Origin of the sequence: Sphaerisporangium dianthi (assembly GCF_042654065.1) — a bacterium.
In the GTDB taxonomy this organism is placed as follows: Bacteria; Actinomycetota; Actinomycetes; order Streptosporangiales; family Streptosporangiaceae; genus Sphaerisporangium; species Sphaerisporangium dianthi.
Genome location: NZ_JBHSFP010000041.1, coordinates 1 through 13647, shown reverse-complemented (window position 1 = coordinate 13647; position 13647 = coordinate 1). Strand labels below are relative to the sequence as shown.

The following is a 13647-nucleotide window of genomic DNA, read 5'->3' as shown; positions in this document are numbered from 1 at the left end:
GGGACACGTCCGCCGCCCCGGCCGGCGGGGCGGCGTGCGCCGTCAGCCGGCACGCCCGGGTCAAGGGGCGGCGAGCAGGGCGCGGGCCCTGGCGGACAGCCTCGGCATGCCGAGGCGGTCGGCCAGGCGCAGCGAGCGGTGCAGCAGGCGGGTGGCCTCGCCGGTCGCGTCGGAGGGGTCCAGCAGGCGCAGCGCCCTCGCGCGGTCGAGCTGGAGCCGTGCCATCTGCGGCGGAGCCGCCGAGACGATGCGGGTCGCCTCGTCGAAGCGGCGCAGCGCCTCCGGCGCGTCCCCGGCCGTCATAGCCAGCAGGCCGAGGAAGCGCGCCGCGGGCCCCACGAGCACCGTGGGCCAGCCGGCCATCACCATCTCATCGGCGTAGGCGGCCAGCCGCTCTCGCAGCAGCGGCACGCACAGGCCCGGCGCGTCGTCCAGACCGGCGCCCGGCGCGGCCTCGCGGCCCAGGTGCTGGCCGGCGGCCTCTTCGGCGATCATGACGCACGACTCGGCGAGCATGGCGAGGGTCGCGACCGTCCACCCGTGCGGCGGCAGGGCGGCGAGGCCACGGGTGTCGCGGACGAACGCGGCGAGCCGGTCGGCGGCCTCGTCGTGCCGGCCGGTCTCGCACAGCGCGAGCACGTGCGCGGCCCGCCAGACGGGGAAGTAGCCGTGCTGCTCGATCTGCCGGGTCATCCCGGAGGCGAAGAGCTCCTCCAGCCTGCCCCTCTCGTGCAGCAGCCAGTAGTACTGGCCCATCCACGTCTGGCGCAGCGTCTCGCCCGGGGCCGCGTGGCCGGCGGTCAGCTCTTCGACCATGCGCAGCGACTCGCCCATCAGACGCTCCTCGGCGCGCTGGAAGTCGCCGTTCCACAGGTCCATGACCGTGTCGAGGGTGCTCTGCAGCCACGGGCCGAGCGCGCGGGGGTTGCGCGCCACGTGCATGCGATGGTCGTCCACCGTGCCGAGGGCGTCGCCGAGCCGCCCGAGCCTGAGCTGGTCGACGGCCAGCGCGACCAGGCCCTCGCTCTGGAAGTACGCCGACCCCGCCTGGACGCCGGACTCGCGCAGCTGGGCGGCGATGCCGATCAGCTCGCCGGGGTGGGCGTGGTCGTACAGCGCCCAGCGGCACTCGTTGAGCACCTCGCAGCGCACCAGGCGGTCGACGCCCGCGGGCAGCTCTCGCAGGGTCGCGCGGGCGAGCTCGACGCCCGGCGGCGGGCCGTCTGGCAGGGGGTCGGCGGCGCTCTGGGCGACCGCCATGGTCTGCTTCTTGGCCAGGTGGGCCTTGAGCTGCAGGCGCAGCGGCGCGGCCTCCTCGCCCTGGTCGTGCTCGAGCGCCGCGATGCTGTCGCCGAGCAGGTGGATGAGCTGCCGGTCGACCTGGCCGGGGGCCGACCACCTGCGGGCCAGCCGGACGGCCGCCGCGGCGGCGAGCGTGGGCAGCCCTTCGGCGGCCTGGTGCGCCGCCAGGTAGCGGCGGCCGGCGTCCTCCATGTCGCCGCCGTCGCTGAGGGCGTCGCCGAGCGTGATGAGCAGGCCGACGCGGGTGGCGGCGTCGCACCGCAGCCGCAGGCCGTACTGCGCCCACTCGACGGCGCTGTCTATGCCGAACCCGCGCTGCTCGGCCCGCGCGGCGTCCAGGCAGGCGGCGGCGACGCGCTCTTGCGGGAGGCCGGCTCCCGCGGCCCGCGCGTGCTGGGCGACGCGCACGGGAAGCGCCGGATCGGCCCAGCCGCCGGTGTCCGCGCGATCGGTCAGCGCCTCGAAGGCGCGGTGGTGCAGACGCCGTGCCAGCGCGGGGTCGCGGTCGAGCTCGCCGAGGACGGCCTCGCGGGAGCGGTCGTGGGGGAAGCGCACCCGGTCGCGGCACTCCACCGCGCCGCCGGCGGCGGCGAGGGCCTGGGCGCGGTCGGCCTCGGCGGGCTCCAGGTCGAGCATGCGCGCCACCAGCGCGGTGTCGACGTCCAGGCCAAGGGCCGTGATCGCGGCAGCCGCCAGCCAGTGGAACGCCGGGCCGGCGTGGGAGCGGGGCTCGGCGGGGGCGGGACGCAGATCGCCGGCCTCGCCGAGGGAGCACAGCTCCAGCGGCATGCCGGAGGTCGCCCGCGCGGCCTGCTCGACCTCGCCCGGCGTCGGCTCGCGCGTCCACACCCGGCTGAGCCACTGCGCCACCTCGCGCTTGGTCAGCGGGGCCACGATGAGGGCGTCCATGGCCTCCTTCCAGTGCGAGGCCTCGGCCCGGGTGGCGAGCAGGAACCCGACGGGGACGGCGCCGAGCCCCCGCCTGACGTGCTGGAGCAGCTCCTCGGCGTACGGGCTGAGCAGGTGGGCGTTGTCGAAGGCCACGAGCAGGCCGCGTCCGGCGGCCCGGCGCAGCAGGGCGGTGAGCAGGAAGGTCAGTTCGCGCGGGTCGCGTTCGTGGCCGGGCCGGGCGGGGGATCCGCGCGCCCCGGCCGACATGAGCTTGCCGAGGGTGTCGCGTTCTTGCGCGCTGATCGGCTCGGGCGGGCTGGACGGGTCGCGCCGCAGGTGGGCCCAGAGCCGGCCGGCCAGCTCGCGCCACGGCTGCAGCCCGTCGAGCTCCTGGCACATCACGCTCACGGTCTCCACCTGGGCGCGGCCGGCCAGGCGGGCGGACTCTCGCAGCAGCCGCGTCTTGCCGACGCCGCCGGGGCCGCACAGGGCCAGCGCCGCGCCCTCGCCCGCGCGCAGCCGCTCGACCAGGCGCGAGAGCTCCTGCACCTCGCGGCGGCGGCCGACCAGGACGGCCGGGCCGCCGGTCACGCCGGCCCCCTCGCCGCCGCCGAGCGGGGTGCACACGTCGAAGCCGTGCTCGTGCAGGGCCAGCAGGTCTTCTGCGCGGCGCGCCGCCTCGTCGCCGCGCGCGAGGCGGCGGCGCCGTTCGACGTCCTGCCGGGCGGTCGCGGCGCCGTCCTCGCGCAGGGAGGTGAGGAAGCGCAGCAGCCACACGGCCGTGGTGTCGCCGCCGCCCTCGCCGACGGGCCCTTCGGCCAGGAAGGCGGCGTCCCGGTAGCGGCCGAGGCGCAGCGCGATGCGCGCGACCAGCCGCACCAGCTCGTTGCGCTGCTCCTCCAGCTTGGCGCGGTAGCTCTCGCACACCCAGGGCAGCGTCCAGCCCGAGGACAGGGAGGCGAACGGGGCGCCCCGCCACTCGGCGGCGGCCGAGCGCAGCGCCGGCAGCGCCGCGGCCAGGTCGCCGCCGTCGTACAGCTCGCGTCCCTGGCGCAGCCGGGCCTCGAAGCGGGAGGCGTCCAGCGTCGCCGCGAGGTAGCCGGGCTCGCGCTCGACCAGCTCGTAGGCGTGCGACCACTTGGCGGGAGGGATGTCCAGCGCGCTGCCTGCCAGCGCCTGGCGCAGCCGGGACAGCGGGGGCGCCACGTCGGTCACCGGCCAGTCGGGGCTCTGCCCGAGGGCGGCCGCCAGGTTGCCCTGCGGCACGGGGTTCCTGGCCGAGACGAGCATGGCGAGCGCCTTGGCCGTCTGGGGCAGGAGCTTTCTCGGCTTCCCGTCGACCAGGATCGAGACGTCGCCGAGCAGGCGGATGTCGAATGTCGTCACGTTCACCGCCGGGGTCGGATCGCGATCGTCAATCGGCGGCCTTTCCGCAAGGTCATCGCAAGGACCGGGGGACACGATGGGACGGGCGGGAAACGGTTCGTAACTCCTTTCAACGCTATGACCTGAGGTGAGCCCGTGGCAAGGATGGAGCGTGTTTCCGTCGGCGCGCTCGGTGAGCACCGCCTGGAAAAGGTCAGACAGGGCGTGCGCCGGGAGCATGACGCCGAATCGGGCAGACCATTGAGCGTGGCCATTATGGGGCAGACGGGAGTGGGGAAATCGTCGCTGCTCAACGCGCTGTTCGGCACCCGGCTGCCGGTGGGGGACGTGAAACCGGGGACGTGTGAACCGCGGGCCATCTCCGTTCCCGGGAATTCAGGTCATATGTTGACTTTTTGGGATATGCCGGGAATGGGGGAATCGCTAAGCGCGGACGCCGCTTATCTCGCCATGTACCGGGAACGGCTGGCCGACTCCGACGTCGTCATCTGGGCCTTCCACGCCGACAGCCGCTCCACCGCCGCCGACGCCCGCTGCCTGCGCGCGCTCCTCACCGGAGCGGGCCACGACGCCCGCGCGCTGCTGCTCGCCAAGCTGACCTTCGTCCTCACCAAGGCCGACACCCTCACCCCGCCGCCGTGGATCTTCGACATGCGCGGGCCGCACGGCACGTTCCTGCCGAGCCCCGAACTCGCCGCCCGGCTGGAGCGCAAGGCCGCCCACTTCGAGCGGGCGTTCCTCCAGCCGTGGGGCGACCTGCTCGGCGCCGCCACCTACACCACCGGGCAGTTCGCGATCGGCGACGACAGGCTCGGCTTCGACGGGCACGCCGTCCGCTATCGCGGCCACTTCTCGGCCGAGGTGTGCGACGCCTACCGCGCCGCCCACCCCGAGCACGCCGCGGTGTTCTCCCGCCTGCGCGACGACCACCGCGTCCTGCCCTGCTCGGCGCTGTTCCGCTACAACCTGGTGCGGCTGATGGTCAGCGTGGTGAACAAGCTCGGCCCGGCGGCCGTCTTCCGCTTCCAGCGGCTGCTCGGCGACGTCGCCGAACTGGCCAGCGTGCCGGTGGAGGCGATGCGCGAGTACGGCAACTTCCTCGTCTGGGACGGCGTGCGCGGCGTCAAGGCGTTCGACCTCGCGCGCTTCCCCCTCTGACCGCGCCCGGTGAACCCATGATCGACGATCACGACATCCTGCGGGCGGTGGACTCACGGCGCCGCGAGGACGCCGAATACGCGACACGCCTGGACTACGCGGTGCAGTACCGCGACGAGGCGGCCATGGAGCGGCTGATCAAGGACGCCGTGTCCCGCGAGCTCGGCGCGCCCGCCGAAGTGGGATCCGACGTGGTCAGAAGCATATGGAACTGGCTCGTCGGCCGCTGACCGCCTCCCCGTCCGCGCCCGGCGCCCGCGCCGTGACACCCGTGTGACCGGTATGTGATCGAAAACCCGCCCGCACGTCCCGCTCCGACCGTACGCATGCCTCCGAATTATGGAAAGAATGTGTATAGAGACGGACTAGTACGTCGCAGTACCGGGGGGGAGGCGCGGAGCGTTGGGCATGCCTGGGGCCGCCGGCCCGCCGATGAGCATGGAGGGCGTCGACCATGCCCTGCGCCGGCGCATGGAGGAACGCGACCGCGTCGCCGGCGACATGCTGGACCTCGACGACCACCCGAGCCACCGGCTGCTCAAGGGCCTGACCCTCACGGGGGAGACCGCGCGCCGGTGGGAGCAGGCGCAGATCACCCTGGTCAACCTGTGGTGGCTGTTCGACGCCTACCGTCGCGTGCTCGACCACGCCCAGGAGGTCAGGGCCGCGGGCAGGCCCGACCTCGGCCTGCTGACCGCCCTGCTCACCGGCCCGTCGGTGGAGCTCAAGGCCGAGGACGTGCCTATCGAGAAGCGCTCCCTGCTCAGGGCCCAGGGCGAGTGGATCACCCTCGACCTCGCCCTCGCCGGCATGGACGGGTCCTACCGCGAGGTCGCCGAGCTGATCGGCGCCGTGGACACCGCCTGGAACACGCTGCTGCCCGTCATCGACGAGGCCGACGCCTCCCGCCGGGCCGCCCGCGAGCTCGCGGACTCCCTCAGTGCCGCCGACCCCGAGCTGGACCGCCTCGACGCCCAGGCCACGCGCCTGCGCGAGCGGGTCACCACCGACCCGCTGGGCTCCACCGGCCTGCTCGGCGAGCTGGACGCGCTGGGCCGCGCCGCGCAGGCCCGCAGGAACGAGCTGGCGCAGGCGATCCGCGTCCGCGAGGAGTACGCGGGCCGCGCCGGCCGCCTCGGCGAGCGCGTCGAGGCGGTCGCCGAGGCCGAGCGGGAGGCGCGGCGCGTCCGCGACCTGGTCCTGGTCAAGATCCAGTCAGCGTCGCCGCCCGAGATGCCCGACCAGGCGCCCACGCTGCGCGACCGGCTCGCCGCCCTGGACACCGCCGACGGCCGCTGGCTTGAGCTGGTGGAACGCCTGACGGCCCTCGAACGCGGCGTCGAGGAGGCGCTGGCGCACGCCACGCGCGTCACCGAGTCGATGGCCGGCCTCATCGGCCGCCGCGACGAGCTGCGCGGGCGGCTGTCGGCCTACCAGGCCAAGGCGGTGCGCCTCGGGTACGCCGAGGACGTCGCCCTCGCCGGCCTGTACGGGGCGGCGCGCGATCTTCTGTGGACGGCGCCGTGCGATCTGCGGCGGGCGACCGTGGCGGTCGCCGAGTACCAACGGGCCATCACTGGAATCGGAGCGGCCGGATGACCAGATGCACGCAACCCGGATGCTCCGGGACGGTGGTGGACGGGTACTGCGACACCTGCGGCATGGCGCCGGTGCCCGAGGCGGCGCGCCCCTCGCCGGCCTCCGGGGCGGCCGGGCCAGGGTCCGCGCGGGGAGGGCCGAACGGCGGCCCCGGTGCGCCGCAGAGCCCGCCCGGCGGCCAGTGGTCGCCACCGGGCGCGTCACCGGCCCCACCGGGGTTCGGCCACTCCGGCCACCCCAGCACCGCGTGGCCCTCTGCGCCGCCCCCCGTTCCGCCCTCGGGCGGCTCGGGCCGGCCGGGCACCGCCTGGTCGTCCGCCCCCGCGCCGCCCTCCGGCGCCGCGCCCGGGCCGATGACCGCGCCCTCCGCCGGCATGCAGGCCGCCACCATGTCCACCGGCTCGGCGGCCGGCGGCGTCACCGGCTTCACCAGCGGCTCGCGCCGCACCAGCAGCCGCTCCCGCCGCGGGATGCTCGGCATGGGGCTGGTCGAGGTGCCCCCGGTCCCCTACCGCGACCCCTCGGCGGTCGTGCTCGCCGACCCGGTCGTGCCCGAGGACCGCCGGTTCTGCGGCAACCCCGACTGCGGCAAGCCGGTGGGCCGGCAGCGGGACGGCCGCCCCGGCCGCCCCGAAGGGTTCTGCCCGCACTGCGGCCAGCGCTTCTCCTTCACCCCCAAGCTCCGCCAGGGCGACCTGGTCGCCGGCCAGTACGAGGTCAAGGGCTGCCTGGCCCACGGCGGCCTCGGCTGGATCTACCTGGCGGCCGACCGCAACCTCGACGGCCGCTGGGTGGTGATGAAGGGCCTGCTCGACACCGGCGACCTGGAGGCGCTGGCCGCCGCCGAGGCCGAGCGGCGCTACCTGACGGCGATGGACCACCCCAACATCGTCAAGATCTTCAACTTCGTGAACCACCCCGACCCGGGCACCGGGACGATGGTCGGGTACATCGTCATGGAGTACGTCGGCGGCGAGCCCCTGCAAGAGATGCTGCGCAGGAGGCTCAGGGAGTCCGACAACCGCGCGGCGCTGCCGGCGGCCCAGGTCATCGCCTACGGGCTGGAGATCCTGCGGGCCTTCGGCTACCTGCACGACCGCGCGATGCTCTACTGCGACCTCAAGCCCGCCAACGTCATCCAGGTGGAAGAGCAGCTCAAGCTCATCGACCTGGGCGCGGTGCGCCGCATCGACGACGCCGACAGCGCCATCTACGGCACCATCGGCTACCAGGCGCCCGAGATCGCCTCCCACGGCCCCTCCATCGCCTCCGACCTGTACACCGTGGGCCGCACGCTCGCCGTGCTCGCCTTCCCCTTCAGCCCGACCAGCGGCGGCAAGAGCGCCCCGCTGCCCGACATGGGCCCCCACCACGAGTCCTTCCAGCGGTTCCTGCGGCGCGCAGCCGACCCCGATCCCGGCAGGCGCTTCGAGAGCGCCGCCGAGATGTCCGACCAGCTCGTCGGCATCCTGCGCGAGGTCAGGGCCGCCGAGGAGGGAACGCCCCACCCGGCGCAGTCGGGCATGTTCGGCCCCGAGCGGGCGGCCGTCGGCACCGAGCTGGCCCCGGCCACCACCGGGCGGGTCCTCGTCCCGCTCGACCCCGCCGACGCCGCCTCCGCGATCCCGGTGCCGCTGGCCGACCCGCTCGACCCGGCCGCGGGCCTGCTCGCCGGCCTAACCGCCGGCAACCCCGAGGAGCTGATCGGCCTGCTGGAGGCCGCGCCGCCCACCCCGGAGACCAGGCTCGCGCTCATCAGGGTGATGAGCGAGCAGGGCCGCGCCGTGCCCGACGAGCTGTACGCGGCGGTGGCCAAGGAATTACCCGGCGACTGGCGCCTGTGGTGGTACCGCGGCGTCGCCGCGCTGGCCGCCGGGGACGCCGGCACGGCCGCGCAGTTCTTCGACGGCATCTACTCCTGGTTCCCCGGGGAGGCGGCGCCCCGGCTGGCCTTCGCGTTCGCCCTTGAGGCCCTCGGGGCGCTCGCGGACGCCGAACGGCACTACACGGCCATCTGGCAGACCGACCGCTCCTACGTCAGCGCCTGCTTCGCGCTGGCCCGCATCAGGCTGGCCGCCGGCGATCCGCAGGGCGCGATCCGCGTCCTGGACCAGATGCCGCCGACGTCCATCCATCGCACCGCCGCCCAGGTGGCGGCCGTCGCCGTCGTGGTGCGCGGCCAGGCGCCGGCCGAACCGGAGCTCGTCGCCGCCGGCGAGCGGCTGCGCGGCCTGAAACTGGACGCGCGCGACCGCGCCGGGCTCGCCTCCGAGGTGCTCGAGAGCGCGCTCGCCCGGTTCGTCACCGGTCAGGCGGCTTCCGCCGGCAACGGCACGCTGCTCGGCACCCCGCTCAACGAGCAGGGCGTGCGCGGCGAGCTGGAACGGGTCTACCGCTCCCTCGCCCGATCGGCCGGGTCCACCGAGGAACGCCACGCCCTCATCGGCAGGGCCAACGCCGTGCGGCCGAGGACGCTGTGGTGACCGGCGCCTGCCCCGTGTGCGGCACCCACGTCCTGGCCGGCGAGGCGTTCTGCGAGCAGTGCGGGCACGACCTGTCCGCCGCCTCCGCGCCGGCCCCCGCCTCCGCCCCGGCGCGGCGCTCGCGGGCCGCGTGCACCGCGTGCGGGTCCGCCGCCATCGGCTCCGACGGATACTGCGAGAACTGCGGCATGCTCCAGCCCACCGGCCGCGACCACATCGAGATCGAGCTCGGCCCCATGGCGGGGGTCAGCGACCGCGGCCTGCGGCACAGCCGCAACGAGGACGCCATGGCGCTGCTGACCGCGGGCGAGGACGCCGTCGTGGCCGTCGTCTGCGACGGGGTGTCCACCTCGCCCCGCCCCGACGAGGCCTCCCAGGCGGCGGCCGACATCGCGGCGGTCACCATCGCCAAGCGGCTCGCCGAGGGCGAAGGGCCCGAGACCGCCACCCGCGAGGCCGTGCGGCTGGCCGCCGACACCGTGGCCTCCTCCGCCCGGCCCGGGGAGGACTCACCCGCCTGCACGCTGGTGTCCGCGGTGGTCGAACGGCGGCGGGTCACGGTCGGCTGGGTGGGCGACAGCCGGGCGTACTGGCTGGGCGAGCAGTCGTCGCTGCTGACCACCGACGACGCGACCCCGGGCACCCACATGCTCACCGCCTGGCTCGGCGCCGACGCCGGCGAGGTCGTGCCGCACGTCAGGACGTTCACCACCGACGGCCCCGGCGCGGTGCTGCTGTGCAGTGACGGCCTGTGGAACTACTACCCCGAACCGGAGGAGCTGGCCGCCACCGCGCTGGACGGCGCCCCTCTGACGGCGGCGCGGCGGCTCGTGCGGCTGGCCATCGAAGCGGGGGGACACGACAACATCACCGTCGCGGTGATCCCGTTCGGACAGGGGGAGCGGGCAGAGACGACGGTGGCCTTCCCGAAGGAGAGAAGTGACTGACTTCACCATGCGCGTGGACCAGAACAAGTACCTGCCCGCGGGGAGCCAGGAGGTCCACGGGATCATCACGGTCGAGGCGAGCGGCCCGGTCGAACGGGCGCCCGTCGCGGAGGCGGCCGAAGTGATCATCGTCGACACCTCGGGGTCGATGGCCTACGGAAAGATCGCCGACGCGCGCAAGGCCGCGCAGGCCGCCATCGACACGCTGCGCGACGGGGTGTACTTCGCGGTGATCTCCGGCGACCACCAGGCCGAGGTCGTCTTCCCCGGCGACGGGCGGCTCGTCCCCGCCGACCCGCAGAGCCGGCAGGCCGCCAAGGACGCCGTCTCCCACCTGCGGGCCGAGGGCGGCACGGCCATGGGACGCTGGTTGCGCCGCGCCGCCGACCTGTTCAGCGCCCACCAGATGAGCCACCCCGGCGCGATCCGGCACGCCATCCTGCTGACCGACGGCAAGAACGAGCACGAGCCCGCCCCCGAGTTCGACGCCAACCTGGCCTACTGCGCCGGCAAGTTCGTCTGCGACTGCAGAGGCGTCGGCACCGACTGGGTGGTCGCCGAGGTCCGCCGCATCGGCTCCACCCTGCTCGGCAGCGTGATGGACGTGCGACGGCCCGAGGAACTGGAGGCCGACTTCCGGGCGATGACCGAGGCCGCCATGGGCAAGACCGTGGCCGACGTCGCGCTGCGCGTGTGGACGCCCCGGGCGGCCACGCTCAACTTCGTCAAGCAGGTGTCCCCGGCGCTTGAGGACCTTACCGGCCGCCGCACCGACGTCGACGCGCTTACCGGCGACTATCCGACCGGCTCGTGGGGCGGGGAGACCCGCGAGTACCACGTCAGCGTGCGGGTGCCGTCGGGCAACGTCGGCCAGGAGATGCGCGCCGGCCTGGTCAAACTGGTGGTGCCCGACACCGGGCAGGTGCTGGCCAGCGGCAACATCCTCGCCCAGTGGAGCGACGACCCCGTCCAGTCCACGCGCATCAACCCAAGGGTGGCCCACTACACCGGCCAGCAGGAGCTCGCCTCGCTGATCCAGGAGGGCCTGCAGGCCCGCAACGACGGCGACGTGGACACCGCGACCGCCCGGCTCGGCAGGGCGCGCGGCATCGCCGAGCGAGCCGGCAACGACGAGACCGCCAAACTGCTCGACAAGGTCATCGACGTCGACCCCGAGACGGGAACCGCCCGTCTCAAGCGCGTCGTTGACAAGGCGGACGAGATCGCGCTCGACACCCGCTCCGTCCGCACCGTCCGCATGCGCAAGGACCCGGAGAACTGAGGATGGCAACCTGCCCTGTGGGGCACGACTCCGCAGACGAGGAGTACTGCGACACCTGCGGTGCGCTGATGTCCGGCACCCCGGCGCCGGCCGCCCCCGAGGCGCCCGCGGGCCCGGGCTCCTCCGCGCCGGCGGCCGCCGGCGCGGGAACCGGCGACTGCCCCGACTGCGGGGCCGAGCGCACCGGCCGGTTCTGCGAGACCTGCGGCTACGACTTCGTGCTCGGCGGCGGCGCGGCGCGTCCGGCCGCCCCGCAGCAGCCCGCCCCTCAGGGCGCCCCCGCGACCGGCGCGCCCGCCCAGCCGTGGCAGCCGGCGCAACCGGTGCGCGGCTCCCAGCCGCCCCCCGCCTGGCAGCCGTCCCAGCCCGTCCAGCCTCCGCCCCCCGCCTGGCAGCCGTCCCAGCCCGTCCAGCCTCCGCCCCCCGCCTGGCAGCCGTCCCAGCCCGTCCAGCCCGCGCCGTCCCGGCAGAGCCCGCGCCCGGCACAGCCTGGGCAGCCCCCGGCGCAGCCCGCCCCGGCCTGGCAGCCCGCCCAGCCCGCGCCGGCGGCGACCGGCGGCACGGCGCCGCGGCGCCCCGCGCACGCCGTCTGGGAGGCCGTGGTCGAGGCCGACCGCGCCCACTACGAGAGCATGATCTCCCAGGGCGGCCCGGACGCCGCGCGGGTCGCCTTCCCGCCCTACTGTCCCGAGCGGCGGCTGACCCTCACCGGGCCCGAGATGCGCATCGGCCGGCGCAGCCAGTCCCGCTCCCTGGTGCCCGAGATCGACCTGTCCGGGCCACCGGAGGACCCCGGCGTCTCCCACCTGCACGCCGTGCTGCTCGCCCAGCCCGACGGCTCGTGGCAGCTCGTCGACCCGGGCTCGGCCAACGGCACGCTGGTCAACGGTGAGCTGCTGGAGGTCAACGTCCCGGTCCCGGTCGCCGACGGAGACCGGGTGCACGTCGGGGCGTGGACCCTCATCACGGTGCGGAGGGCCTCGAGATGACACTTCCCGCCCCGGCCTCCGCGCCGGCGCCCGTCCTGGCCGCTCCGCCCGGCGCCGCCGGCGGCGTGGCCACCGTGCCCGCCGCCGGTCAGGCCGTCGGGTCGGCGCCGCTGCGCCGCGCCCTTCGCGTGCGCACCGTCCCCGGGTGGATCCGCCTGCTCACCGGGCTGGCCGTCGCCGCCGTCCTGGTGCTCTTCGCGACCGTCAGCATCGGCGTCGGCCACGCCAGGGACGGCCTGCGCGTCATCGGCCACACCGCCGGCCCGCAGGTCGTGGCCACCGCCGACCTGTACTTCGCGCTGAGCGACATGGACGCCCAGGTCGCGGCCGTTCTGCTCACCGGCGCAGAGTCCGGTTTCGGGCCCGGCCGCCAGGCCATGCTCGACCGCTACGACGAGCGCCGCTCGCAGGCCGACCGCGCCGTGCTCCAGGCCGCCGACCTCGCCAGCGACGACGCCACCGAGCAGATGACGGTGCAGACGCTGCTGGACGGGCTCGGCCGCTACGAGCGGCTGGCCGCCCGCGCCCTGCTGCTGGACGAGCAGTCGGGCCACGCCGCGGGGCCTCCGCCGCAGGCCGTCCTGGACGTCTACCGCCAGGCGACCGACCTCATGCGGCTCGACCTGCTGCCCAAGGCCTACAACCTGACCCTCGACAGCGGCACCATCGTCCGGCACGCCTACCTCGGCGAGCTGTCGGCCGTCCAGCAGGGACGCATCTGGGTCGGCGTCGCCGGAGGGCTCGCCCTGCTGGCCCTCATCGTGCTGCAGGTCTTCCTGAGCCGCGGCTTCCGCCGCACGTTCAACGTGCCCGCGCTGGTGGCCACCGTCGTCGTCGGCGCGCTGACCGTGGCCGCGTTCGCCGTCCTCCAGCACGAGGGCGGCGTGCTGCGCGACGCCAAGGAGGACGGCTTCAACTCCGTCCTCGCGCTCTCGCGGGCTCGCGCCATCGGCAACACCCTGCACGGCGACGAGAGCCGCTACCTGCTCGACCCGCAGCGCGCCGACACCTACGAGCAGGTGTACCTGGACAAGTCGCAGGCCGTCCTCTACGTCCCGGCCGGCAACCTCGACAAGTACTACGCGGCGGTGAACGACCGCGTCTCCGGTGGCAAGAAGGACTTCCTCGGGTTCTTCGGGGGAGAGGCCGCCCGGCTGTCACTGCCGGGGCAGGGGCAGGCGTTCGAGGAGGTCCTGCGGCGCTACCAGGCCTTCCAGCGCAACGACCAGCGCATCCGGCAACTCGCCACGGGCGGCTCGCGGCGGGCGGCGGTCGGCCAGGCCATGGGCCCCGCGTTCGCCTCCTACGACGAGGCCCTGGTCAAGCTCACCTCGCTGCACCACCAGGCGTTCGAGTCCGCGGTGCGCGAGGGCGACGACGCGCTCGGCGGGTGGAACTGGGTGCCGCCGGCGGCCGCGCTGGCCGTCATCCTGCTGGTCCTCATCGGTGTCCGGCCCCGGCTCGCCGAGTACCGCTGAAGGGAACCCCTTGATGGTCACGCTCACTTCAACGCGCGGGCACGGCCGTCCGCGCCGGCCCGCGCGCGAGCAGGACGGTTTCCCGCGGCTCGCGCGCGGCGACGGCCGGCTGCGCCGCGCCGCCGCGGCGAC

General features: G+C 75.0%; 10 protein-coding genes. 8 read left to right on the top strand and 2 right to left on the bottom strand.

Annotation, left to right across the window (positions count from 1 at the left end; all coding sequences use genetic code 11):
- Nucleotides 1-60 precede the first annotated feature (60 nt).
- Complete coding sequence (locus ACFO60_RS36000; RefSeq protein ID WP_380850210.1) at nt 61-3585, bottom strand: AAA family ATPase; 3525 nt, start codon at nt 3583-3585, stop codon at nt 61-63.
- Nucleotides 3586-3723: 138 nt separating this feature from the next.
- Here ACFO60_RS36000 and ACFO60_RS35995 point away from each other — a divergent pair, with 138 nt between their 5' ends.
- From ACFO60_RS35995 to ACFO60_RS35985, 3 genes are all read left to right on the top strand, one after another.
- Nucleotides 3724-4737 carry a GTPase family protein gene (locus ACFO60_RS35995; RefSeq protein WP_380850349.1) on the top strand — a complete coding sequence of 338 codons (1014 nt, stop codon included), beginning with the start codon at nt 3724-3726 and terminating at the stop codon, nt 4735-4737.
- A gap of 17 nt (nt 4738-4754) precedes the next feature.
- Nucleotides 4755-4967, top strand: a complete 213-nt coding sequence (locus ACFO60_RS35990) for a hypothetical protein (RefSeq protein WP_380850207.1) — start codon at nt 4755-4757, stop codon at nt 4965-4967.
- Between the two features lie 178 nt (nt 4968-5145).
- Nucleotides 5146-6336 (top strand): hypothetical protein, encoded by a 1191-nt coding sequence (locus ACFO60_RS35985; RefSeq protein WP_380850204.1) that lies wholly within the window; start codon nt 5146-5148, stop codon nt 6334-6336.
- Here ACFO60_RS35985 and ACFO60_RS35980 read toward each other — a convergent pair.
- Nucleotides 6311-6817: a hypothetical protein gene (locus ACFO60_RS35980; protein WP_380850202.1), complete on the bottom strand. Its 507-nt coding sequence runs from the start codon at nt 6815-6817 to the stop codon at nt 6311-6313. The genes ACFO60_RS35985 and ACFO60_RS35980 overlap by 26 nt on opposite strands.
- Between ACFO60_RS35980 and ACFO60_RS35975 the strand changes: the two genes are divergently transcribed.
- From ACFO60_RS35975 to ACFO60_RS35955, 5 genes are read left to right on the top strand one after another with little or no spacing between them, the layout of a single operon-like run.
- On the top strand, nt 6816-8819 hold the full coding sequence (locus ACFO60_RS35975; RefSeq protein ID WP_380850199.1) for a serine/threonine-protein kinase: 2004 nt from the start codon (nt 6816-6818) through the stop codon (nt 8817-8819). The genes ACFO60_RS35980 and ACFO60_RS35975 overlap by 2 nt on opposite strands.
- Nucleotides 8816-9766 (top strand): protein phosphatase 2C domain-containing protein, encoded by a 951-nt coding sequence (locus tag ACFO60_RS35970; protein WP_380850196.1) that lies wholly within the window; start codon nt 8816-8818, stop codon nt 9764-9766. The genes ACFO60_RS35975 and ACFO60_RS35970 overlap by 4 nt, the downstream gene beginning before the upstream one ends.
- Entirely contained in the window at nt 9759-11048 is a 1290-nt protein-coding gene (locus ACFO60_RS35965) for a VWA domain-containing protein (protein ID WP_380850193.1), read from the top strand. Before ACFO60_RS35970 ends, ACFO60_RS35965 begins: the two co-directional genes overlap by 8 nt.
- A 2-nt stretch (nt 11049-11050) precedes the next feature.
- A complete protein-coding gene (locus ACFO60_RS35960) occupies nt 11051-12037 on the top strand; it encodes an FHA domain-containing protein (RefSeq protein ID WP_380850190.1) in 987 nt (328 codons plus the stop codon).
- A complete protein-coding gene (locus tag ACFO60_RS35955; protein WP_380850187.1) occupies nt 12034-13515 on the top strand; it encodes a hypothetical protein in 1482 nt (493 codons plus the stop codon). The genes ACFO60_RS35960 and ACFO60_RS35955 overlap by 4 nt, the downstream gene beginning before the upstream one ends.
- The last annotated feature ends 132 nt before the right edge of the window (nt 13516-13647 follow it).